25 protein-coding genes, 2 tRNA genes and 1 pseudogene are annotated in these 22,654 nt (G+C 67.1%); 9 read left to right on the top strand and 19 right to left on the bottom strand.

Translation table 11 applies throughout. The features are described from left to right. Positions 1 to 224 precede the first annotated feature (224 nt). Positions 225 to 1,322, top strand: coding sequence for a hypothetical protein (locus tag ABLG96_RS08880; RefSeq protein WP_353650982.1), 1,098 nt, complete (start codon positions 225 to 227; stop codon positions 1,320 to 1,322). A gap of 647 nt (positions 1,323 to 1,969) precedes the next feature. On the opposite strand, the gene ABLG96_RS08875 is transcribed toward ABLG96_RS08880, so the two are convergent. From ABLG96_RS08875 to paaI, 3 genes are all read right to left on the bottom strand, one after another. Continuing rightward, entirely contained in the window at positions 1,970 to 2,635 is a 666-nt protein-coding gene (locus ABLG96_RS08875; RefSeq protein ID WP_353650981.1) for a TetR/AcrR family transcriptional regulator, read from the bottom strand. 5 nt (positions 2,636 to 2,640) lie between these two features. After that, on the bottom strand, positions 2,641 to 3,984 hold the full coding sequence (paaK, locus tag ABLG96_RS08870; RefSeq protein ID WP_353650980.1) for a phenylacetate--CoA ligase PaaK: 1,344 nt from the start codon (positions 3,982 to 3,984) through the stop codon (positions 2,641 to 2,643). Between the two features lie 104 nt (positions 3,985 to 4,088). Continuing rightward, entirely contained in the window at positions 4,089 to 4,472 is a 384-nt protein-coding gene (gene paaI, locus ABLG96_RS08865; RefSeq protein WP_353651439.1) for a hydroxyphenylacetyl-CoA thioesterase PaaI, read from the bottom strand. Between the two features lie 332 nt (positions 4,473 to 4,804). Between paaI and paaA the strand changes: the two genes are divergently transcribed. The 6 genes from paaA to ABLG96_RS08835 all read left to right on the top strand — a co-directional run bounded on the left by paaA (position 4,805) and on the right by ABLG96_RS08835 (position 10,472). Further along, a complete protein-coding gene (paaA, locus tag ABLG96_RS08860) occupies positions 4,805 to 5,803 on the top strand; it encodes a 1,2-phenylacetyl-CoA epoxidase subunit PaaA (protein ID WP_353651438.1) in 999 nt (332 codons plus the stop codon). Then, positions 5,800 to 6,120 (top strand): 1,2-phenylacetyl-CoA epoxidase subunit PaaB, encoded by a 321-nt coding sequence (gene paaB / locus ABLG96_RS08855; RefSeq protein ID WP_353650979.1) that lies wholly within the window; start codon positions 5,800 to 5,802, stop codon positions 6,118 to 6,120. Before paaA ends, paaB begins: the two co-directional genes overlap by 4 nt. After that, positions 6,117 to 6,914 carry a 1,2-phenylacetyl-CoA epoxidase subunit PaaC gene (paaC, locus tag ABLG96_RS08850; protein ID WP_353650978.1) on the top strand — a complete coding sequence of 266 codons (798 nt, stop codon included), beginning with the start codon at positions 6,117 to 6,119 and terminating at the stop codon, positions 6,912 to 6,914. Before paaB ends, paaC begins: the two co-directional genes overlap by 4 nt. Positions 6,915 to 6,919: 5 nt before the next feature. Continuing rightward, entirely contained in the window at positions 6,920 to 7,561 is a 642-nt protein-coding gene (gene paaD / locus ABLG96_RS08845; protein ID WP_353650977.1) for a 1,2-phenylacetyl-CoA epoxidase subunit PaaD, read from the top strand. A gap of 71 nt (positions 7,562 to 7,632) precedes the next feature. Then, positions 7,633 to 8,769 (top strand): 1,2-phenylacetyl-CoA epoxidase subunit PaaE, encoded by a 1,137-nt coding sequence (paaE, locus tag ABLG96_RS08840; RefSeq protein ID WP_353650976.1) that lies wholly within the window; start codon positions 7,633 to 7,635, stop codon positions 8,767 to 8,769. Between the two features lie 362 nt (positions 8,770 to 9,131). After that, entirely contained in the window at positions 9,132 to 10,472 is a 1,341-nt protein-coding gene (locus tag ABLG96_RS08835) for a DUF222 domain-containing protein (RefSeq protein WP_353650975.1), read from the top strand. Positions 10,473 to 10,724: 252 nt separating this feature from the next. Here ABLG96_RS08835 and ABLG96_RS08830 read toward each other — a convergent pair whose 3' ends face one another. Continuing rightward, positions 10,725 to 11,525, bottom strand: coding sequence for a hypothetical protein (locus ABLG96_RS08830; protein ID WP_353650974.1), 801 nt, complete (start codon positions 11,523 to 11,525; stop codon positions 10,725 to 10,727). A 130-nt stretch (positions 11,526 to 11,655) separates the two neighbouring features. Beyond that, entirely contained in the window at positions 11,656 to 13,452 is a 1,797-nt protein-coding gene (locus ABLG96_RS08825) for a helicase HerA-like domain-containing protein (protein WP_353650973.1), read from the bottom strand. A gap of 188 nt (positions 13,453 to 13,640) precedes the next feature. On the opposite strand from ABLG96_RS08825, the gene ABLG96_RS08820 reads away from it, so the two are divergent. Then, positions 13,641 to 13,994 carry a hypothetical protein gene (locus tag ABLG96_RS08820; RefSeq protein WP_353650972.1) on the top strand — a complete coding sequence of 118 codons (354 nt, stop codon included), beginning with the start codon at positions 13,641 to 13,643 and terminating at the stop codon, positions 13,992 to 13,994. Positions 13,995 to 14,202: 208 nt separating this feature from the next. Here the strand turns inward: ABLG96_RS08820 and ABLG96_RS08815 are convergent, their stop codons facing one another. The 11 genes from ABLG96_RS08815 to trpS all read right to left on the bottom strand — a co-directional run bounded on the left by ABLG96_RS08815 (position 14,203) and on the right by trpS (position 20,240). Next, a complete protein-coding gene (locus ABLG96_RS08815; RefSeq protein WP_353650971.1) occupies positions 14,203 to 14,424 on the bottom strand; it encodes a hypothetical protein in 222 nt (73 codons plus the stop codon). Then, complete coding sequence (locus tag ABLG96_RS08810) at positions 14,421 to 14,618, bottom strand: hypothetical protein (protein WP_353650970.1); 198 nt, start codon at positions 14,616 to 14,618, stop codon at positions 14,421 to 14,423. Before ABLG96_RS08810 ends, ABLG96_RS08815 begins: the two co-directional genes overlap by 4 nt. Continuing rightward, positions 14,611 to 14,856 (bottom strand): DUF3263 domain-containing protein, encoded by a 246-nt coding sequence (locus tag ABLG96_RS08805; RefSeq protein WP_353650969.1) that lies wholly within the window; start codon positions 14,854 to 14,856, stop codon positions 14,611 to 14,613. The genes ABLG96_RS08810 and ABLG96_RS08805 overlap by 8 nt, the downstream gene beginning before the upstream one ends. Next, positions 14,853 to 15,359 (bottom strand): hypothetical protein, encoded by a 507-nt coding sequence (locus ABLG96_RS08800; protein WP_353650968.1) that lies wholly within the window; start codon positions 15,357 to 15,359, stop codon positions 14,853 to 14,855. The genes ABLG96_RS08805 and ABLG96_RS08800 overlap by 4 nt, the downstream gene beginning before the upstream one ends. Positions 15,360 to 15,388: 29 nt before the next feature. Next, positions 15,389 to 15,844 (bottom strand): ImmA/IrrE family metallo-endopeptidase, encoded by a 456-nt coding sequence (locus ABLG96_RS08795; protein WP_353650967.1) that lies wholly within the window; start codon positions 15,842 to 15,844, stop codon positions 15,389 to 15,391. Between the two features lie 200 nt (positions 15,845 to 16,044). After that, entirely contained in the window at positions 16,045 to 16,272 is a 228-nt protein-coding gene (locus ABLG96_RS08790) for a hypothetical protein (protein ID WP_353650966.1), read from the bottom strand. Positions 16,273 to 16,308: 36 nt separating this feature from the next. Then, positions 16,309 to 16,827 (bottom strand): hypothetical protein, encoded by a 519-nt coding sequence (locus ABLG96_RS08785; protein WP_353650965.1) that lies wholly within the window; start codon positions 16,825 to 16,827, stop codon positions 16,309 to 16,311. 124 nt (positions 16,828 to 16,951) lie between these two features. Beyond that, positions 16,952 to 18,256, bottom strand: coding sequence for a site-specific integrase (locus tag ABLG96_RS08780; RefSeq protein WP_353650964.1), 1,305 nt, complete (start codon positions 18,254 to 18,256; stop codon positions 16,952 to 16,954). Positions 18,257 to 18,290: 34 nt separating this feature from the next. Then, a tRNA-His gene (locus ABLG96_RS08775) sits at positions 18,291 to 18,366 on the bottom strand. Positions 18,367 to 18,431: 65 nt separating this feature from the next. Continuing rightward, a complete protein-coding gene (gene orn, locus ABLG96_RS08770; RefSeq protein ID WP_353650963.1) occupies positions 18,432 to 19,067 on the bottom strand; it encodes an oligoribonuclease in 636 nt (211 codons plus the stop codon). Between the two features lie 72 nt (positions 19,068 to 19,139). Continuing rightward, complete coding sequence (gene trpS, locus ABLG96_RS08765; protein ID WP_353650962.1) at positions 19,140 to 20,240, bottom strand: tryptophan--tRNA ligase; 1,101 nt, start codon at positions 20,238 to 20,240, stop codon at positions 19,140 to 19,142. Between the two features lie 414 nt (positions 20,241 to 20,654). On the opposite strand from trpS, the gene ABLG96_RS08760 reads away from it, so the two are divergent. Beyond that, positions 20,655 to 20,727 (top strand) — tRNA-Lys (locus ABLG96_RS08760). A 71-nt stretch (positions 20,728 to 20,798) separates the two neighbouring features. Here ABLG96_RS08760 and ABLG96_RS08755 read toward each other — a convergent pair. The 3 genes and pseudogenes from ABLG96_RS08755 to ABLG96_RS08745 all read right to left on the bottom strand — a co-directional run bounded on the left by ABLG96_RS08755 (position 20,799) and on the right by ABLG96_RS08745 (position 22,638). Next, positions 20,799 to 21,815 carry an alpha-L-glutamate ligase gene (locus ABLG96_RS08755; protein ID WP_353650961.1) on the bottom strand — a complete coding sequence of 339 codons (1,017 nt, stop codon included), beginning with the start codon at positions 21,813 to 21,815 and terminating at the stop codon, positions 20,799 to 20,801. Beyond that, a pseudogene (locus tag ABLG96_RS08750) lies at positions 21,812 to 21,969 on the bottom strand (amidohydrolase); the annotation flags it as partial. The gene ABLG96_RS08755 and the pseudogene ABLG96_RS08750, both read right to left, overlap by 4 nt. A 174-nt stretch (positions 21,970 to 22,143) precedes the next feature. After that, entirely contained in the window at positions 22,144 to 22,638 is a 495-nt protein-coding gene (locus ABLG96_RS08745; RefSeq protein WP_353650960.1) for a carbonic anhydrase, read from the bottom strand. Positions 22,639 to 22,654 lie beyond the last annotated feature (16 nt).

The raw sequence follows: 22,654 nt of genomic DNA, 5'->3' as shown, positions 1-22,654 counted from the left end.
GTACGTCGCTGGTCGCGATCCTCCTCACCCTCCCGGCCGGGCTCGCTTCCGCTGGCGGACAACGATTCGGGGTTTCGACCGACGTGCGCGCCCCAGTTGTTCTCGCTCAACGAACTCCGACCACCGCGGGCGTTACTTGTAGGGACGGCTCGATCTTACGATGCCCGCCCCTCCAACCTGCGAACGCTGCACATTCTGCGCCTTCGGTTGCCCTAATTATTCGTGTGACCGGAAGCGTCGATCTGCCCGAACTCACGTCCGCGGAAGCTGAAGATGCAGTTCGCTTTGCTGAGCAGCACCAGCTGGATCCCATCGGTGAGACACTGAGGGCGCGCGGAATGAACCAATTTGCGGCCTTGTCCAGCTCGCTCCAGGACAGGTATCCGGGAATTTATGTGGACGCAGCGTGGGTGCCGAAGCCTGAGCTGAACGAATCAAAAGCCTGGATCTCTTTCACGTCCGCCCCTCCGTCTGCTCTCATTGCAGAAATTGCCGCTACTGGTATCCCGGTAGACCTCCAGGTCCTGGGTGTTCCCAGTCGACTGGAGCGGCTGCGAGCGACGGCACTGGTTCACTTCGAGGCAACGTCGCAGTTGGGCACGACCGACATCTCCACAACGGCAGATTCTGCCACTGGGGTTCTGACGTTGACCACTTCCTCAATCAGTCTACAGCGTTCTGAGGCGTTAGAAATCTCGCTGACAAAGGCGTTGGCGACAAACGGACTGAATGCATTCACAGTGCATGTTGTGATTGTCAATCAACCAGTCGCCATTCTACAGCGCGGGGGACTCAGGATCGGCGGTTGCACCGGAGCATTCAGCGTGAGAAAGGTGTCCGTTTATGGGATTTCAACAGCGGCGCACTGCGGAACACAGGCGTCCACGTACGACAGCCGGCCGATCACCTTCCAGCAAAGCGCAAGCCCCGGCGCCGACGTTGCTTGGTACAAGTTCAACAGCGGCACGGCGACCAGCAAGTTCCAGTATCGGAGGAATCTTTATCGCGACGTAACAGCTGCAATAAATCCGGTCAAGGGTCAGACTGCTTGCGTCTTCGGCTTTGGCACAGCAGACACCGGCAGCCCATCGGGCCTCTGTAGCACTGTGGAGGTTGTCGATTCTTGCACCGCGTCGCAATGCTACGCGATCATTGCGAGGGAGAAGGTCACGAAGGAGGGTGATAGCGGCGGGCCATGGTATTTCGGTACGGAGGCCAAAGGAGTTCATAACGGAGAAACCATCTACTCGGGTGCGTACCGAAGCTTCTTCGCACGAATTAGCACATTGAACGGACTCGGCCTGTACGTCCTTACTCAATGAACAAGTTCAGCGGACGATATCGGTATTATTCAAAGGGCGACCGCACGAGCATTCGGGTTCTGTACGTCGCCGCAATTCTCGTGGTCTGTGCGACGCTGACCGGTTGCGATGAGCCCGCACGACCGAAGGCAGCCAGCACACCACCTCCGACGCAGTCATTACCTGTAGCTGCAACCATGACGTCGGCTCAGACCACCGCGACCACCGCGACCACCGCGACCACCGCGACCACCGCGACCACCGCGACCACCGCGACCACCGCGACCACCGCGACCACCGCGACCACCGCGACCACCGCGACCACCGTAATCCTCCCGACTTTCGTTCGCAGATCTGAGGGATTGACCTTGCAGGCGCTGGCAACCGGTGTTCTCACCAAGGGGTCCGATGGGTGTCTGCGAATTGGGCGTGAGGGGCCGGTCGCGGTCTGGCTGGCAGGCAATTCAGCGATCACCGACGGATCAGGAGTGGTACGGGTGCTGCGCTACGGGTACGAAGTGGCTAGGACCGGCAATTACGTCTTCGCTACTGGGGGTGTGGAGGCGCCGACGCCACCTGGATGTCACACAGCGGCGGGCACCTTCAACGTTTATGAAATCCGGGTGGGTTCGCCAGGTTCCTCAGAAACAGTTGGTTGATTTCGGAGCTCATCGTTCGTCCCCTGGTTGATGATGTTGCGCGCGGATGCCGTCGAACACCAAGTGCGACAGCGTGTCTGCGACCTGCTCGGGACTGATGCCGCGACCTGGCCGGTACCATTCGGTCAGCGAGTTGACGGCGCCGAAGATCAGCCGGGTGAGCACCTGCGGATCCAGGTCCGCATCGAGCTGCCCGTCGTCCTGGGCGGCGTGCACGATCTCGGAGAACCGGGTGTCGATCCGCCGGCGGCGCAGCAGCGCCGACCGCTCGACGTCGGAGTTCCCGCGCACCCGTAGCAGCAGGGTGACGAACGGGAGGTCTTCGACCAGAACTTCCACCGACCGCCGCACCGCACTCTCGAGCCGGTCGATCGGCGCCTGCTCCTTGCTCAGGGCAGCATCCTCGACCACCGACTCCAACTTCTCGAGCGCCCGGTCCAGGGCTCGCCCGAGCAGTTGCTTCTTCCCCGAGACGTGGTGGTAGATCGAGCTCTTGGACAGTCCGAGCGCGCCGGCCAGGTCGTCCATGGTGGTGCCCTCGTACCCGCGCTGGGTGAACACGGTGACCGCCACCGCCAGCAGTTGTTCGGCGTCGTACCCGGGCCGTCCCCGGCGTCGCGCCCCACCCGGCGCAGCAGGGGGCGACGATGCTGCGGAGGATGCCGAAGGAGTCACGGGATTCAGCTTCGCAGATCGTAGATGCGGCGCAGCTTCCCGGCCGAGCGTTCCAGGCTGGCGTGGTCGACCACCTGCACCGCGGCGGTCACCCCGATCCGCTCCTTGATCTCGTGCGCCACCGCGCGGGCCGCGCTGTCCCGGTCGGTGTGGCCCGCCTCCGCCTCCACCTTGACCGTCATCTCGTCCATCCGGCCGCTCCGGCTGAGCTCGAGCTGGAAGTGCGGGCTCAGCCCGGGCTGAGCGAGCACGATCTCCTCGATCTGCGTCGGGAACACGTTCACGCCCCGCAGGATGATCATGTCGTCAGTACGCCCGCTGATCCGGTCGATCCTGCGCATCGGTCGCGCGACACCCGGCAGCAATCTGGTCAGATCCTTGGTGCGGTAGCGGATCACCGGCATCGCCTGCTTGGTGAGCGAGGTGAACACCAACTCCCCCAGCTCCCCGTCGGGCAGCGGAACTCCGGTGATCGGATCGAGGATCTCCGGATAGAAGTGGTCCTCCCAGATCGTCGGGCCGTCCTTGGTCTCGATGCATTCGCAGCCCACCCCCGGCCCGATCACCTCCGACAGCCCGTAGATGTCCAGGGCATGGATACCGGCGCTGGTCTCCAGCTCCTGACGCATCGCCTCCGTCCACGGTTCGGCGCCGAAGACACCGATCCGCATCGAGCTCTCCCGCGGGTCGAGCCCGGCGTCCCGCATCGCGTCGATGATCGTGAGCATGTAGGTCGGGGTGCAAAGGATCACGTCGGGACGGAAGTCACCGATCAGCTGCACCTGCCGGGCGGTCATCCCGCCGGAGATCGGGATGACGGTGCAGCCCAGGGTCTCTGCCGCCGCGTGCGCGCCCAGTCCCCCGGTGAACAGCCCGTAGCCGTAGGCGTTGTGCACCAGGTCTGCCGGACGCACGCCCGCGGCCCGCAACGACCTGGCACCGACGGCGGCCCACATCTCCAGATCCTGCCGGGTGTACCCGACCACGGTGGGCCGTCCGGTCGTCCCTGAGGAGGCGTGGATCCTGGAAACCTGCTCCCGGGGCACGGCGAACATCCCGAACGGATAGTTCTGCCGCAGGTCCTCTTTGCTCGTCATCGGCAGCCCGGCGAGATCCGCGAGCTCCGTGACATCCGACGGATCGATCCCGGCATCGTCGAAGGCTGCGCGGTAGTGCGCCACCCCGGTGTAGGCGTGACGAACGGTCTGCGCGAGCCGCTCCGTCTGCAGCGCGGTCAGCTCGTCCCGACTCATCCGCTCGGCCGCGTCCAGGGTTGCCGGATCGGGTGCCAGGGTGGGGTCGACCACCGGTGTACGTGCGGCCGGGGCGCTCTGCGCGTCGGTGCTCATGGACGTCCTTGTCTGAGGAGGCGGGTCGGCACGGTCATCGGGGCGGCACGGTCATCGGGGCGGCACGGTCATCGGGACTGTAGGGGTCATCGGGACTGCAGGGGTCATCGGGACGGCAGCGTGCGCGAGCGGCCGCGGAACTCGGCGACCACCTGCTCGCCGTCGGGATCGCGGCGGGTGACGGTCACGTCGTAGATGCCCGATCTACCGCGTTCGGAGCGCCGGGTCGCCCGGGCGATGAGTACGTCCCCCGGCCGGTTCGCGGCCAGGAAGGTGATGTCGGCACCGGCAGCCACCGTGACGCCGCAAGAATCGTTGCAGGCACAGGCGAATGCGGTGTCGGCGAGCAGGAAGACGAAGCCGCCGTGGGTGATCCCGTGGCCGTTGGCCATGTCGTCGCGCACGGTCATGGTGACTTCCGCGGTGCCGTCGCCGATCGCGGTCACCCGGACCCCTGCCGATGCGCTCGCCAGATCACGATCCATCATCGCGGCGGCGACGGTGTGGTCGGACCCACTGCTCGGAGCCGGGCCGGCGGTCCCGGGAACCACCTGGGGCTGCTGCTCGACGGAGCTCACCTGCTCACACCCTTCGTCCTGGACCCACCGGGCCACCTCGACCGGGTCGGCATGGGATTACCGACGGTTCGATCGGTAATCGAGGCCCCATCGGACCAGTCGAACCGACCCAGGTCAACCCCCGATTGCTTGACCGGGCTGGACCACCCCCGGTACATTACCGAACAAATAGTCGGTAATTCCGCAGGTCGCCTCCGGCGACGCCGGGACCGACCAGACGAGGAGGATCGATGACGCAGGTCATGGCTCCCGACAACACGTCACCCGCACCGGACGACACGCTGGCGACGTTCCAACGCGTCCTCGACGAGGACGGGCGCATCGAGCCCCGCGACGCGATGCCCGAGGACTACCGCCGCTCGCTGATCCGGCAGATCTCGCAGCACGCGCACTCGGAGATCATCGGCATGCAGCCGGAGGGCAACTGGATCTCCAGGGCGCCCTCGCTGGCCCGCAAGGCGATCTTGATGGCCAAGGTCCAGGACGAGGCCGGCCACGGGCTGTACCTGTACTCGGCCGCCGAGACCCTCGGCGCTTCCCGCAAGGAGATGACGGAAGCTCTGATTGCGGGCCGGGCGCGCTACTCCTCGATCTTCAACTACCCCACCGTGAGCTGGGCCGACATGGGCGCCATCGGCTGGTTGGTGGACGGTGCCGCGATCTGCAATCAGGTCCCGCTGTGTCGCGCGTCGTACGGGCCGTATGCCCGCGCGATGATCCGCATCTGCAAGGAGGAATCGTTCCACCAGCGGCAGGGTTTCGAGATCCTGTTGACGCTGTCGCGGGGAACCCCCGAGCAGCATCGGATGGCGCAGGACGCCGTCGATCGCTGGTACGCCCCCTCGTTGATGATGTTCGGCCCGCCTGACACCGATTCGCCGAACTCGGCGAAGTCAATGGCGTGGAACATCAAGCGCTTCTCCAACGACGACCTGCGGCAGCGCTTCGTGGACATGCTCGTCCCACAGGTGGCAGCGCTCGGGTTGACGCTGCCCGATCCGGATCTGCGCTGGAACGAAGAGCGGGGTCACCACGACTTCGGTGATCTCGACTGGTCGGAGTTCCAGGCGGTGCTCCGCGGCGAGGGCCAGTGCAACGCCCAGCGGGTCGAGCACCGCAAGGCTGCCCACGAGGAAGGCTCGTGGGTCCGTGAGGCCGCTGTCGTGCACGCGGCCAAGAAGGCTGCGGGAACCACTGTCGCGCAACGCCGTACGGCCGAGGCATTCCGGGCGAGCGCGTGAGCGAGCCCGCCGCCGACGTCGGTGCGAACCGCACCGAACGCGAGTGGCCGCTGTGGGAGGTCTTCGTGAGGCCGAATCGCGGCCTCTCCCATGTGCACGCGGGATCGTTGCACGCGCCGGACACCGAGATCGCCCTGCAGAATGCGCGCGACCTCTACACCCGACGCGGTGAGGGCGTCTCGATCTGGGTGGTGGCCTCCACCGACATCCACGCCTCCTCACCGGACGAGAAGGACTCGCTGTTCACCCCGGCGAACGACAAGGTCTACCGGCACCCGACGTTCTACACCGCCAGTGACGGGGTGCCGCACCTGTGACCGGGACCGCCGCATTCCACACCGACGCCGCATCGGTCGCCACCGCCGACCGTGGCGCGGTCGCGGAGTATGCGCTCCGACTCGGTGACGACGCGCTGATCGCCGCGCAGCGGTGGGGTGAATGGATCTCCCGCGCACCCGAGCTGGAAGAGGATGTCGCCCTCGGCAACATCGGGTTGGACGAACTGGGCCAGGCTCGTTCTCTCCTGAGCTTCGCCGGTTCGATCCTGGGGCGGACCGAGGACGAGCTCGCCTACTTCCGCAGCGACCAGGAGTTCCGATGCTGTCATCTGGTGGCCCTGGCCCGCGGCGACTTCGCCGATGCCATCGCCCGGCTGACCGTCTTCGCGGCCTACCAGCTCGAGCTGTACTCGGCACTCCTGTCGTCCTCCGAGCCCACCATCGCAGCGATCGCCGCCAAGGCGGTCAAGGAAGTCCGCTACCACCTCGACCACGGCGCCAGCTGGACAGTGCGACTCGGTGACGGGACCCAGGAGTCCAGGATCCGGATGACAGCAGCCCTCGACCGGCTGTGGCCGTACGTCGCTGAACTGTTCGACACCGACGACCTCGAACAGCAACTCGTCGCTGCCGGCGTGGCCGTCGACAGCTCCACCCTGCAAGACCCGGCGGTCGGGCGCATCACCGCGATCCTCGCCGAGGCCGGTCTACAGCTGCCGTCTGCCCCGCGGGTGCGTGGGGGTGGTCGGCTCGGTCGCCCGAGCGAGCACCTGGGGTTCCTGCTCGCCGAGATGCAGGTGCTCGCCCGACAACATCCCGGCGCGACCTGGTGATGTCGGTGCCCACCACATCATCCGAACCACACCGTGACACCGAGCTGCCCGATGTCACCGCACTGGCAAAGCTCGGCATCGGATCTGCTGCGCTGCACGGTTTGTCGGACGTACATGCGCCGGCAGTAGGTCGCGACCATCCCTGGATCGTGCGGGCCTCGGACGAGCGTAGCCGCGACGCCGCCGTGATCGCCGGGTCGATCGTGGATCCGGAGATCCCGGTGCTGACGGTGGCCGATCTCGGGGTGCTGCGCCGGGTCCGGGTCGAGGACGACAACAGCGTGGACGTCGACATCACCCCGACCTACTCCGGCTGCCCCGCGGTGGCCGCGATGACCACCGACATCAGGCGCGCGCTGGTCGTGCACGGGTATTCCGTGGTGCGCGTGCACACCGTCCTGTCGCCGGCGTGGAGCACCGACGACATGACCGATGTCGCCCGGGACATGCTGCAGCGCTTCGGGATCGCCCCTCCGGGACCGGCGATGCATGCGGGTCCTGTCGGACTCACGCTGGCGGTCCGCTGCCCGCACTGCGGATCCACCCGGACCACGGAGAGCGGCCGTTTTGGCTCCACCTCGTGCAAGTCGATGTGGACCTGCACCGAGTGCCGGGAGCCGTTCGACCACTTCAAGACCCTGCACTGATCTGACGCTGCACCACACCGAACCCGACCGAACGCCTGCCGAGCGGGCCCGCACCGACCGAGAGACAACACATGACGAGCAGCACCGGAGGGAACGCCGGAGCCGAGGGCGCCACGTTGCAGGTGCCGCGTCGCCGGCTGCGCTTCCACCCCCTCACCGTGGGTGTGGTCAACCGGCTGACCGCCGAGGCCGTCGAGGTCGTCTTCTCGGTTCCGGCGGAGCTGACGGACGAGTACGACTTCCTTCCCGGGCAGCACGTCGCCGTTCGCCACCAGCACGACGGAGTCGAGATCCGGCGGAGCTACTCCCTGTGCGCCGCACCGGGAAACGGCGAACTACACATCGCTGTCAAGACCGAGCCCGGCGGTGTCTACTCAACGTACGCCAACAGCCTTCTGAAGGTGGGTGACGTAGTCGAGGTGATGACGCCGCAGGGCTCCTTCACCTCCCGACTCGCCGCAGGGTCGCACGCCCACGTGGCCGCCGTCGCCGCCGGATCGGGGATCACACCGGTGATGGCGCTCGCGGCCGGTGTGCTGGCCGGATCGACGCAGAGCACGTTCACGCTCGTCTACTCCAGTCGCAGCGCTGAGCAGGTGATGTTCGTCGATGCCCTGGCTGATCTGAAGGACCGGTATCCGTCCCGCTTCGTCGTGCACCACGTGTTGTCGCGTGAGCTGCGGCAGTCGCCCGTCCACTCCGGTCGACTGGACGCTGAGCGGCTGGACGTCGTGCTCGACAGGCTGCTGCCGCCCTCGACGGTCGACGAGTGGTTCCTCTGCGGGCCGGTCGATCTGGTGCAGGCGGTCCGCGCTGCCCTGATGTCCCGCGGGACGGACCCGTCGCTCATCCACGTGGAACTGTTCGCGACCGGCGACGAGGTCCGCGGACCGCGGACGCCGATCGAGACCAGGGCGTCGGGGCCGCAGGTGGAGATCACCGTGACCCTCGATGGGCGGACGTCCAGCATCACCACCCCCCAGGGCGGTGGGGAGTGCATCCTGGACGCCGCACTGCGCTCTCGCTCGGACGTGCCCTTCGCCTGCGCCGGCGGAGTGTGCGGCACCTGCCGCGCCAAGCTGCGCAGCGGCACCGTGGAGATGGCCACCAACTACGCACTGGAGCCGGAGGAGCTGGCAGCCGGATACATCCTGACCTGCCAGGCGGAGCCGACGTCCGCAGCCGTGACGGTCGACTACGACGGCTGACGTACGAGTGTCGGCGCGCCCTGGGGTGGTGCCTGACCGGCCTCACGACGGTCCCTTCTGCCCCTCGTCGCGCGACCAACGGATCCCGCCGGTGATCGAGCAAGCGACAAAGGAGCGCGACGAGATCCCGTTGCTGCACCGAAGTTCTCGACTCGTCCGTCGCTCGACCACCGCACCCTTCGGTGATCGAACAAGCGACGAAGGAGCGCGACGAGATCCCGTCACGCCACGCCCGGGTAGGCATCGACCTCGGCGACCGCTATCGGTTCAGGCGAAATCGTGACCGGATCGTGACCACAACTGTTGCCCCACAACCATTTCAGAAACCTCGACTGTCGGACCCCCTGAGTAACGTATCCCCTATGAACAGCACTGGTGGAGCGAGCGTCGCGGACATCCGCGAACACGCCGCTGCGCTGAGCGCCGGGCTGAAAACACTGCACACCAACATCTTCCAATGCCCCACCGGCGAACTAGGTGACTTCCTGAGTGAGCTCGCCAAACTCCGCGCGCTGGCCGGCGCTGCCAGTGTGATCGTCACCGCAGACGCCGAGGGTCGCGGGGTCATCGAAGCGTCCCAGTCGGCCTCGACCCGCGGCTGGATTGCCGAACACGGCTGGCACTCCCGCCGGGAGGCGACCACCATCGCCAAAGCCACCCACATCCTGCGCCGCCCCGAACTCGCCGAAATCACCGACTCGATCCGCACCGCCGACCTCGACCTGTCGACCGCCGTCGTCGTGCAGGGCGAGTACGACAAACTTGCACCCGAGCTGCTGCTCGGCGCCCACCCCATCGTGCTGAAGCAGCTCGTGAACCACGGCGCCGAGTACGGACCCCGCGGCGTCAGAGAACTCCGGCAGTGGATCCTCGCGCACCACGGGAAGCCCGACGAGTTCGCCGACTTCCAGGACCACTGCCGCCGCCACATCTCCCTGTCATCGCCCACCGAGACGTCGACCGGGCTGCACGAATACCGACTTGTCGTCGACAACGAAGGCCTCAGTGTTCTCGAAGCCGCCATCCAGACCCTGTCCGCGCCGCGACCCGACCGAGATACCCGGGAGCGGGACAGCCGGCCCACCGACCGACGCCGCGGCGAAGCCCTCATCGAAGCCCTCCGCCGATCCGTCCTCGCCCAAGGCCAAGGAGTCACCGCAGCGGCGACCGCAACCGTCAACGTCACGATGCACTTGGATGATCTGCAGCAACGCACCGGCGCCGCCACCTGCACCGGAACCATCGCTGACGGCACCCTCCTCGCCCCCGACACCGCCCGCAAACTCGCCTGCGACGCCGGGATCATCCCCACAGTCCTCGGCGCCGACGGAGCGATCCTGGACTGCGGCACCCAACAGCGGCTGTTCACCCTCGCTCAGAAACGGGTGCTGTGGGCCCGTGATCGGCACTGCACCTTCCCCGGCTGCGACATCCCCGCACAGTGGTGCGACGCCCACCACCTCGTTCACTGGGTCGACGGCGGGCCCACCGACCTCGACAACGGTGCACTGCTCTGCCCGGCCCACCACACCATCGTCCACCGCGACGAACTGAACGGCGAAGTCACTGCAGGACAGGTCGTCTGGGACCGCAGACCAGGCTCCTACCGACCGACCCGACGATCCGAGCCACCCCGCAGGTCGGGCCCGAGCGCGGAGCGACCATCACGACAACGCGGAGCGCCCGTGCCCCTACGAACGTGAGTCCCGGAACGATGATGTCGACGGCGGGAATGCGACAGCCCTCCGTCGGGTGACGGGATCTCGACTCGCTCGTTCCTCGCTCGCTCGATCAGCGGCCGGAGGGTACGCGCCCGTGCACGCGCGCGATCTCGTCTCGTTGGTCGCTCGATCACTGCACACACCGGTCGAGCAAGGGAGGAACGACCGCGTCGAGGACCCCGTCATGAACCGATCGAGATCTCGACTCACTCCGTTCGCTCGATCACCTCAACGTCAGAAGTCGCCGCCGAAATCGCCACCGAAATCGGCGCTCCCGCCGCCATCGCCGAAGTCGCTACCGCCGTCGCCCCAGCCGTCCCCACCATCACCGGCGCTATCGCCGTACTCACCACCGCCGTCGCCGCCGTCGGCTGCGACCCCGTCCTGATACCCGTCGCCGTAGCTGCCATCACTCCAGCCGCCGCCGATTCCCGCCATGCCGGCGAACAGCGTGGTCGCGACCAGGTAGGTTCCGACGCCCCAGGCCCCTGCGACCAGGGCCGGCTTCCACCACGGTTCGGAGTACCAGCCGCGAGGCACCGGGCGTCCGGCGACCATGCCGCCCGGGTAGTAGTGCCGGGTCCGGTCGCTCGCGGCGGGCGATGCCTCGAAGTCGCGGCCCTCGACGTCGACCCTGCGATCCTCGGTGACCGCACCGGCCTGGGCCTGACCGGGGATCGGCGGAATCTCGGGGCCGGGATCGAGACCGAGTGTCGAACGGGCCGCTCGGACGTAATACAGACCCTCGTTGGCAGTCTGCTGCGCGAGCTGCGCCTGACGGGCGGTGCTCGCCTGCTCGATCTGTGCTCCGGCCGCGTTGAACCGCTCGGAGGCATCGCTCAGCGCCTGGCGCGCAGCCTCGTTGTCCTTGGCGTCCAGGCTCAGCACCTGCCCACCCAGCCGATCGATCCACCGACGCGCCTCGGCCTTGGCGTCCTCGAGCGATGCGGCCTTGGCCTTGCCACCGGTTCGCGAGAAATAGATCCCGACGATCACCAGTACGGCGATCAGCGCCACGATCAACAGCGTGTCCATCAGACCTCCCAGGGTCTTGCGTGCTCTTGTCCGTCCCAACGAACTTCGTTGGAGCGGTGTTCCGGAAACCGCGTGTTCAACAAGGGTGAGGGCGGTGCCGATCTGCCCGGAGGATCACCCGCCCGCCACCTCAGCGGCGGCGTCTCCGCGTTCCGAACACGTTGCGGCCCAACGTTCCTCCGATGGCGGTGCCCAACGACCGCAGGAACGACTTGCCAGCGGTGGATCCGATCAATCCGCCCAGCATTCCGCCGAGACCGCCGCCCTCCGACTGCGGCTCTGCGCGCGGCACCGTACGTGGCGTCGGAGCCGGCTCCGACGGGACCGGCGCGCTGGTCGGCGTGAACTCGGATGCCGGCCCCTGCGGCTGGAACTGGGACGGATCGCTGGGCAGGGTCGGCCAGTCCGGGTTGGGCGGTGCGATCGGCGTACCCGATCCCGGCATCGTCTGCGCGCTGTCCGACAGCCGCTGGGTGAGTTTCTCGTACGCCGATTCGCGGTCGAGGGCCTGGGCGTACTTCGGTTGCAGCGTCGACGCGCTGATGACGCCGGCAACCACGTTCGCAGCAGAGGGCGCCATCAGGGAGCGCGGCGCCCGGACCCGGGTCCAGGCGACGGGCGTTGGCGCACCCTTCTCGCTGAGGACCGTCACGATGGCCTCACCGGTACCCAGCGAGGTGAGCGCAGTCTCCAGGTCGTAGTCCTCGCTGCGCGGGTAGGTCCGCACCGTCCTGGACAGTGCCTGCTGATCGTTCGGGGTGAATGCCCGCAGCGCGTGCTGGATCCGTGCGCCCAACTGCGAGAGCACCGACTCCGGGATGTCGGTCGGTAGCTGGCTGCAGAAGAAGACGCCGACGCCCTTCGACCGGATCAGTTTGACGGTCTGCTCGACCGCCTGCAGGAAAGCCTTGGAGGCATCGGCGAACAACAGGTGCGACTCGTCGAACATGAAGACGAGCTTCGGACGGTCGATGTCACCGACCTCGTCGAGGTGCTCGAACAACTCCGACAGCAGCCACATGATGAACGTCGAGTACAGCGCCGGCTTGCTCTGCAGCTCCGTGACCTCGAGCAGCGAGATGATGCCGCGACCCTGCGGATCCGTGCGCAACAGGTCGCCGACCTCGAACTCGGGTTCGCCGAAGAACTGGTCGCCGCCCTGGGCCTCGAGGTTGGTGATGGCGCGCAGGATGACGCCTGCGGTGGCGGACGAGACGCCACCGAGTTCCTTGAGGTCGGCCTTGCCCTCAGCGCTGGTGAGGTGGGCGATGACCGCGCGCAGATCCTTGATGTCCAGCAGCGGCAGGTCCTTCGTGTCGGCCCAGTGGAAGATCAGACCGAGGGTGGATTCCTGGGTGTCGTTGAGGTCCAACACCTTCGACAGCAGGATGGGGCCGAACGAATCGATCGTGGCGCGCACCGGCACGCCGTTCCCCTGACCCGCCAGGGTCAGGAACTCCGTCGGGAAGCTGGACGCCTGCCACGTGTCGCCGGTGTCCAGGGCCCGGGCGACGATGCGGTCATCGGGCGCGCCGGCGGTCGCCAGGCCGGACAGGTCACCCTTGATGTCCGGCATCATCACCGGTACTCCGGCGGCCGAGAGCTGTTCGGCGATCAACTGCAGGCTCTTGGTCTTTCCGGTCCCGGTGGCGCCGGCCACCAGGCCGTGCCGATTGAACATCGCCAGTGGGATCCGCACCAGTGCCGTCGGATCGCACACCTCACCGACAACCACCGAGCCGAGCGTGACGCAGGGCGACGTCGTGTCGTAGCCGTGGGCGATCCTCTGAGTGGCCTCGGACGTGCGGGCCGGCGGAGCCCCCGCATCCGCACCCGCGGGGTGCGCTGCCGGGGCGTCCCGAGCAACCGGCGCTGCGGCGGCACCGGCAGACGGATCAGCGGACGTGCTGGGCTGCTCGTCGACCATGCCTGCAGCGTAGTCAACCCGCGCCGAGCGGTCGCGGTGAGTCCGGAGCAGCCCGTCGCACCGCCCGGACCGATTCCTCCGATGTTTCCCGGCGTTGCGTGCAGCCGGTCAAGTGACGTATCAGGTACTTTCTTCCCACGGGGACAGCAGCCGCATCATTCATGATCCGGCCCATCACAAGCATCGTCATGGCGAATCGCAAGTACTCGGCCTCGCAGCGCGCTCAAGCAACCGAGCTGATACTCACCCATCACCGGCCCGCCACCCTGGTCGCCCGCGACATGAGCGTTGGCGTCTCCACTGTTCACCGATGGGTCAGCGACGCGTTGGCAGCCGGCTCAGAATGGGAGACGGGCGCTGCCCCGACACGTCCAGCGGGACCGTCCCGTGAGTTCCTCGAACTCCAGATCCGGGATGCCCACCTTCGACTCGGACAGCTGGAGGCGCAGCTCGAGCGGCTTCGTCTCGGGCGCGAGCGGGTCGCCGACGCTGCGCCGGTGACGGCGCGAACCCACCTGCCGGGTCAGAACATCGGCTGCTGAGGACCAGAACGAGAAGAGCCCCGACGCACGCAGCGTCGGGGCTCTCCTTCTGGGGTGGATGACGGGACTTGAACCCGTACAAGTGAGCGCGTCTAGGTCTCTGACCAGGCGTTATTGTCCGTGATCACTCGGATTCGAACGTCTCCGAACGTGCTCGATCTGGGTTCTTGTTGACAGTATCAACAGACCCTCGCGCCCATCTCGGGCCTCAGAACCGGTTCCGGCGCTGCCGCTCACCGTGGGCGTCGTTGGCCATCCCAGCGATCGACGCGATGACGAGCACCATGAACACCCCGGCAATGACCCAGCCGCCCGTCCCCGGGAACAGGGCGGGCGACACAGCAACCATGGCCGCGCTCGCCGAGGCCAGCAATATGTACGCCCACCGCGGCAGTGGAATCGGCCGACGCCACCACGGCGCACGGTTCATGAGCTTTCACCAGCTCGAGTGGCTGCAGCACGGCGCGTGGTCGCGACCAGCCCGACGACGTTGACCACGAAGAGGAGTGAACCCAGAACAATCCCGAGGGTGTCACCGACGAAGATGATGAACGCGAGGCCGCAGAGCGCCCCAGCCAGCTGACTCACCTGCTGGACACGAATCCAGAAACCCGTTTCACCCACGGCGCGACACCGCCGAACGCTCAGTCAACCGGCTACGCTGCTGCTCCAAGATCCGCCGCATCCGGGCCGCTGTGGCCGGGTGTGACGCCACCGCTGTCGGGTCCAGCAGCGCCTCACGGAGCAGCTGGTAGTACCGCGTCGCCGACAGACCCAGCTCGTCCGCGATCGGCTGCTCCTTCGCCCCTGCGTGCACCCACGCCCGAGACTCGAACTCCAGGACCTCGACGGGCGCAGTCATCCCGAGGTCACCACCGCGCGGTTCGCGATCTGCGACTTCCATTGCTGCACCCACGGGTGATCAGGGCACAGTTTCATCGTCACCTGCAGGTCGACGACGTGTTGCGCCCAGGTAGCTTCTGGAGTTGTCGCCCAGTCCTTCGCGGGGTCAGATCGCGACCCAGCTTTGGTCTCGCCGCAGCTCGGATAGGTGTATCCCAGGATGCTTCCGCCGGATTCGTTGGCGCCGCTCTGGCCGGTGCGGGCCAAGGCAATTGCCGCAATCTGATCATCGGTGAAGGGTTCCGAGACCTCGTAGTCGAACGACTTTCCATCACCTGATGAGCACTCGTCAGATGTTCCCTTGGTCCAGATCTCGTGGTAGTCGGTCGTTGTCACGTCTGCGCCATCCACCTTGCACGTGATCTGGTAGTTGCTGGCTGCAGCGGTCGCGCTTGCCGTCGGCTGCGATGCCGTGGGTTCGGTGCTGCCACCGCAGCCAACCAGGGCCAGGGCAGCGGCCACCATTCCGACCAGAGACTTCCTGACGTGCTTCATGCAATCCCCATCTCGTCGTTGAAATACCGGTCCCACTGCTGCTCCGACTCCCGGTGGCGCTCCACCGCGCGGCGCAGCAACCCTCGCTCGGCTGGGTGCAGGTGCTCCAGACGCACCTGCAGCACCGGCTCGGTGACCCACAGAATGTCAGCCTGCTCGGCTGGCTGCTGGGACCATCGGAAAACTGACTCCAGATCCGTGATCCGGATGAGCCGGCGGGACGCGAGCTTGGCCGCGGCGAGCTCGAGCATTGGGTCGTCGCCGCACTCGTGGCCGAGGTCGATGTGTGCAAGCTCGTGGCAGATCGCGCACCGTCGCTCCACCTGGCTGAGTGTGGTGTCCATCCAGATCTGTTCTCGACCGTCGGTCACCGCGGCCAGCTGCTCCGGCAGTGGTGTCCAGGTCAGGATGATGTGCGGTCGTCGGCGTAGGTCCCCCCATGGGTGATGCATGTCCCGCACCCTGCCAGCGGCCACCGACACCGAACGTCAGGCCAGGTCAGGTGACTGCGGGGGCCTCGAATGGCTCGCCCGAGAGCTCGTCGAGGAGGGCGTCCAGATCGTTCTCGAAAGCGAACCGCCCGGTCTTCTTCAACCCGGCAAGCTGATCGAATCTGTCATGGCGGCACGCTAACACCGCGCTCGGACCCCCGTCAGTGGTTCCGGCGTCGTCCTGTTCTTCGTCGGCTGCAGATGCACTCCGCGGTGCCGTCGGCGAGCATGGCCAGTGCACGCCGAGCTATGGCATCCGCTGGGTCATGGGTGTGTTGACCGCGGGAGGCTTCACCGAGCGCGGCCGCCCAGCACACACCGGTGTGCCCGGGTGGCGTGGTCGCATAGGCCCCGTCGTTCTGGCCGAACTTCGGCGGGCGGTTCTCCATTCACGCACCATAGGTAAGCACAACGACAATGCCTCGCTACGTGCGCGCTACATCTGCCATCAGGCTCGGTATGAAGTTGGCCAGTGCTCTGTGCTCTGATGACGTGACGCCAGGGCGACCCGGGATTGTCACGATGCTCGGGGTACCTGCGTAGTGCAGTCGAACGGTCACTCGAGCAGCTTCCGGAGCCGTATCAATGAGGTCCATACCGCCATCGATGTCCACTCGATCGAGAGAAGATCTCGACACCACCTGGACGCCGACCTCGGGATGCCGACCGTCCCCTTGGCTCACACCGGCATGAACCAGCAGACCTGTGTTGGTGAACACGGCGACGAAACCTGACAGCGGAGCCGTGTAGACGTCCAGACCGTTCACCACGTACTCGATATCGCCGACGTCGGCGATCGCTACGGAGACGTTGGAGAGCAAACTGTCAACCCACGGAGGAACATCGAACCCCCTGCCCCACCACCGAGTTTCCGTGCCTTGCAACCGTTTCGTGATCGCGAAGCCGACTGTCGCGATCGACGCACCGCGATCTTCCTCACTCATCGCTGCCTCGGCGTCGTGACGATCGTCGGGTCGGTCATGTGGAGATCCTCCTGGTGGGACGTTGCGTGTGGTGCCGGACTGTAGTCGTAATGAGGGCCGAACGCCTGGTGTGCGCGGCGCGACATCAGCCGGAGAGAGCAGCTGCGATCGCTGCGGATGCTGCGCGCTGCTGGCCGGGCAACAGGTGGCTGTAACGGTCGGCGGTGGTGGTGATGCTCTCGTGTCCGAGGCGGCGCTGCACGGTGAGCAGGTCGACGCCGGCGGCGATGAGCCATGACGCATGGGAGTGCCGGAGGTCGTGGATCCGCGGGGTCACCTGCACGGCGCGGTCGCCGTACTTCTCGACGTCCTGGGCGCGGCGCACGGCCGGCAGCCACACGCGGGTCCGCTCGTGCGAGGGGTTCAGCATCGAACCCGTACGCGTGGTGAACAGCAGATCCTCTGCACCCTTCCCTACGGTGAGCTCACGCAGCTGCTCGGCCAGGTCGACGGGGATGCTGATGGTCCGCCGGAACCGGCGGGTCTTCGTCGGGCCGATGTACGAGCGGCTGTTCTCGTCCCGCTTGAGCGCTCGCATGATCGAGATCGACGGGTCGTCCGACCGGAGGTTCAGGTCACGCGGCCGCATCGCCCCAACCTCACCCCATCGCATACCGGTGTTGATCAGCGTCCGGAACAGCGGTCGGTAGAACGAATACACCCCGACGCCGAGCTCGCCGTCGATGATCTGCCACTCCGTCGGGGTCAGGAACACCATCTCCTGCGACTCGTGCTCGGAGCGGCGCGGCAGACGGACGCCCTTGCAGGGGTTCGCGGCCAGGTGCCTGCGGTCGACGGCTGCGGCGATCGCCGACGACAGCAGCCCGTGGACGTTGGCGATCGTCTTGACAGACAGCAACAGCGGCCCCTCGTTGCGCTCGTCGGGCGCCGGGCCGCGCTTGCTGGCCAGCTTCGCCAGCCACTCCCCGACGCGGTCCTTCGTGATTGCCGAGACCGGCACATGCCCGAGGTACGGGGTGATGTGATTCAACGCGTCGCGGCGGCAGTCCGCCTTCGTTCGAGCCGACACCGAGGGCAGCGTAGCGATGTGCTTCTCGACGACGGTGCTCACGGCGGGCGACCGCTTGTCGATCGCGCGGAGCATCTCGCCGGCCACCGCGGCGTCGCCGTCGTTGGCCTCGAGCATCCGCTTGAAGTTCAGCGCTGCCTGTTTGTCACCGGGGAACGCCATCGAGGTCTGCTTGCCGTCCTCGCGCCACAGGACCGCGTAAACGGCGACCCCGTCGCGCGTGCGGATTCGCTCTCGGATGGATGGCATTTCGACCCCGGATCCGGCTACTGTCGAGGGTCTGGGATCACCCTCTGACCTGCCTGTATGTGTTGTCAGGAAGGCGACTTGTATCAATAGAATCGCCGTTCCTGACAACACTTCCGCTGGTCATAACCTCTGACCAGCCACTACGTGGGGTGGATGACGGGACTTGAACCCGCGACCACCGGCACCACAAGCCGGGGCTCTACCAACTGAGCTACACCCACCATGCCCGGTCTGCAGATCTCCGGGACCCGACAATCCTAACCGATCGATCCACCGCCTCCGAACGTCACGCGGGACGGTGCTCCTCGTGCAGGTCCGGAGCACCGACCACCTGCACACCCGCAGCGATCTGCGTCGCCTGTTCGACGGACGGGCCAGGTGCAGCCGCGAACGCGGTCGCCCGGTAGTAGGCCAGCTCCCGGATCGACTCGATGATGTCCGCCAACGCCCGGTGCGCCATCCCCTTGGGCGGCTGGGAGGCATAGACCGCCGGGAACCAGCGGCGGCACAGTTCCTTGATGGTCGACACGTCCACCATCCGGTAGTGCAGGTACTCGTCGAGTTCCGGCATGTCCCGGGTCAGGAAACCACGGTCGGTGGCGATCGAGTTTCCGGCCAGCAGCGCAGACTTCGGTTGCGGCACATACTCTTTGATGTAGTCCAACACCTGCTGCTGAGCCTGCTCGATGGTCACCGTCGATGCCCGCACCGCGTCGGTGAGGCGGGACTTGGCGTGCATCTCCACGACGACCGGCGGCATGTTCGCCAGCTGTTCCTCCTCGGCATGGATCACCAGATCGACACCCTCGCCGAGGACATTGAGGTCCTCGTCGGTGACGAGCGCAGCGATCTCGATGAGGGCGTCGGCCCGCAGGTCGAGGCCAGTCATCTCACAGTCGATCCAGACCAGTCGGTTGTTCACGCTCGTGACCCTATCCGGCGCGCCGGATACCGGGATCCTGCGCCGGCATCGGGATCCGGCGGGCGCTGCACCTCAGTAGTCCATCTGCATCACCGTGCGCACGGTCGCCAGCCGCTCGTCTGCCGTCAGCCGGGCAGCGCCGGCACCCACGCGCAACACGGCGCTCAGCTGCCCGGGGTCGGCGATGAGGTCCGCACGGCGCGTGCGGAGCGGCCTGAGCAGCTCGTTGATCCCCTCAGCGGTGCGCTGCTTCAGCGCCGCCGCTCCCCCGTTGCCGATCTCCTCTGCGATCAGCCGCGGATCAGACCCCTCACAGGCCGCGGCCAGGTCCAGCAGCGACGACACTCCGGGTCTGCGCAGTGGTGCGTAGGTGATGTACCGCTCGGAATCGGTCGCCGCACGGCGCACCGACGCGAGGGTCTCGTCGTCGCTCGCGCCGAGCGGGATCGTGTTGCCCCGCGACTTGGACATCTTGTGGCCATCGGTCCCCAGCAGCCGCGGGGTGGGCGACAGCAACGCCCGCGGCTCGGTGAACACCTCGCCGTAGCGATCGTTGAAGCGCCGGGCGATCGTCCTGGCCAGCTCGAGGTGGGGCACCTGGTCGCCCCCGACCGGGACCAGATCGGTGCCGCAGAACAGGATGTCCGCCGCCTGGTGCACCGGATACGTCAGCAGCAGGCCGGACAGTGGCCGCGACGACTGTGCCAGCTCCTCCTTGACGGTCGGGTTCCGGCGCAGCTCGGCGTCCGACACCAGCGACAGGAACGGCAGCATCAGCTGGTGCAGGGCGGCGACGGCACTGTGCGCGAAGATGGTGGACTTCGTCGGGTCGACCCCGCACGCCAGATAGTCGGCGACCAGGCCGAGGACTCGCTCGCGCAGCGGACCGACGCCGTCCCGATCGGTGATCACCTGGTAGTCGGCGATGACGATGATCAGCTCCGCACCGGCGTCCTGCAGCGCGACCCGGTTGCGCAGCGTGCCGAAGTAGTGGCCCAGGTGCAGCTCGCCGGTCGGCCGGTCGCCGGTGAGCACCCGGGCAGCGCGGCCGTGGACGGAAGCGATCGCCGCGTCGAGTTCGTCGGCCTGCGGACGGCCGACACCTCCGTCCGGGCGGCGCCGCTGGGCGGCGGAGGGTCGGTGGTCGAGCGTGATGCTGGAGGGAATGGTCATGGGTGGCTCCTGGGTTCGGAGCCGCTGCCTCACGACCATCGTCATCCCGCTCGGTGTGCAGGAACGACGAAACCCGGCCGCGAGGAGCGGCCGGGTCGTGGGGGTACGACTGCACGGACCGCCGTCAGGCGGTCCACCACTAGCACGGCTGGACGGTCGTGTGCATGCCGATCACCCTAGCGCCCCATCCGGAGACTGGACCCCGGGGCAGGGGACCCAGCCGCTCACGCCGCCGCCGAGGTGCGTCCGGGGTGTGTCCGGGGAGTGCGACCCCCTCGACCCGACCAGGTGCCCTGAAGGCCGCATCCAGGATGTCGGCGCGTCGGCGACGTCAGTGGCGAGATGTTCAGCGACACCCGCGGTGAGCTGAGGATTTTCAACCCGGGCCCACTGCCGTGTAGTCTTGTTCGGTACGCGCTTCTAGCTCAACTGGCAGAGCAGCTGACTCTTAATCAGCGGGTTCGGGGTTCGAGTCCCTGGAGGCGCACGCACAGAACGGCCCCCGATCCTCACGGATCAGGGGCCGTTTCTCGTCCCCGGTCGGAGTTGGGCTCGGGCTCAGCGGGAATCGGCCAGCAGGCCGCCGAGGTACCGAGCGATCGCTGCCGGCCCGGACGCCTGGATAGTCGACTCGACCGCCGCGTTGTAATTGGTGTTCGTGTTCACGTCGTAGGTGACGATCCGACCGTCCGCCGCCTGGATCAATTCGATGCCGGCGATCTCGATGCTTGCGGCCCGCAGGAACGAGCGGTAGGCCGCTAGCGGCAGGTCATCGATGTCGGACCGGGCCAGGAAGATCTGCTCCCCCGGCTCGGGAGCGCGCTGCGCCCCGGGCGGTATCACCGGGCGGCCGTCGGGTCCGATCGCGCAGGCGTCCGCCGGACACAACTGGAAACCGCCGGCGACAGTATCGGCGCGGATCGCATAGACGAACTCCCCACCGACGAACTCGCACCGGGTGATCGTGCCGTCCGCCGGCGGTACGTACTCCTGGATCAGCGTGATGCCGTCGACCGGTTCCTCGAAATCCGCGGACGCCAGATGGTCGCGTAACCCGTCGAGGTCGTCGAACCGGTTGACCCCCAGCCCCTTCCCACCCTGGTTGTGCTTGATCAGGAACGGGGCCGCCGGGTCGTCGGCAGCACTGATGAACCGCTCGGCGGCGGCCGCCAGCCGATCGCTGCCGATCACCGCAACGGTGCGCGGGGTGTCGATGCCGTGCGCCTGGAGGGCAGCGAGTTGGGCGATCTTGCTGACCTCCAGCTCGATGACCGCCCGACCGTTCACGGTGCGACGACCCGCCGCCTCCAGCCACGACAGCACCGACCGGGTGTGGTCCTTCGCGAGTGCGTTGCCCCGGGTGTGGCTGGACGCGGAGAACCGGGACCAGAACACTCCCTCCGGCGGGGCCTGCGCCAGGTCGATGACGCCGCCGGCAAGCCGCCATTCGATGAGGGGGACACCGGCAGCGGCGAAGGCAGCTGCAAACGGCGGGATCCACTCCGGGTTCTCGTGCAGCACGTACACCGCGGGCCGGTCGGACACCGGCAGCTCGTCAGGAGGGAAGGTGGTCATCCGAAGTAGCCTTCCACCTCGAGCGGCCCACCCTGGGCAGCGAGTCGTCGTGGACTGCCTGCCGTAGATCCGGATCGACCAGGTAGTCCAGTGCTGTGCGCGCCAGCCCGAGTGCGCCGTCCCGTACCGCGGCATCGCCGGCCGGACCGCCGGCCACGCCGGAGTCGACCAGCGTGACGAATCCGGCAACCAGACATCCGACCCGTGTGCCGCCCTGCGCCCGCCCTCCGGCCGTCCGGGGAGCGGTCGACCTCGGGTTCCCGGTGCCGGCCGACGCCGTGATCGTGTTCGAGTCCACGAGCTGATCGGGCCGCCCGGCCCGTGCTGCTCAGGCCGCGTCGACTTCGGCCAACCGACCGGTGGCGACGTCGAAGACGAATCCGCGGATGGAATCGGTGTGCGGGACGAACGGGCTGTTCTTGATCCGGGCGATCGACTGGCGCACATCGGCATCCAGATCGCTGAAGGCCTCGGCCGACCAGGCCGGCTTGACCCCGACCTCGTCCGCGATGCCTGCCTTGAACGCGTCGTCGGTGAAGGTGAGCATCCCGCAGTCGGTGTGGTGCACCAAGATGATCTCGCGGGTGCCGAGCAGCCGTTGGCTGATGGCCAAGGAGCGGATCTCGTCCTCGGTGATCACCCCGCCCGCGTTGCGGATCACGTGAGCCTCACCCTCCTGGATGCCCAGGACGCGCGCAACGTCCAACCGTGCATCCATGCAGGCCACCACGGCCACGCCCTTGGACGGCGGCAACGGCAGCGGTCCGCTGAAGTTCTCGGCATAGGTGCTGTTGTTCGCCAGGTACTCGTCGGTGATGGTCATGACTCGCCTTTCTGGA

Source organism: Nakamurella sp. A5-74, assembly GCF_040438885.1.
GTDB lineage: Bacteria > Actinomycetota > Actinomycetes > Mycobacteriales > Nakamurellaceae > Nakamurella.
Note: the sequence above shows the minus strand (reverse complement) of the source record. Positions and strands in the feature narration are given on the sequence as shown.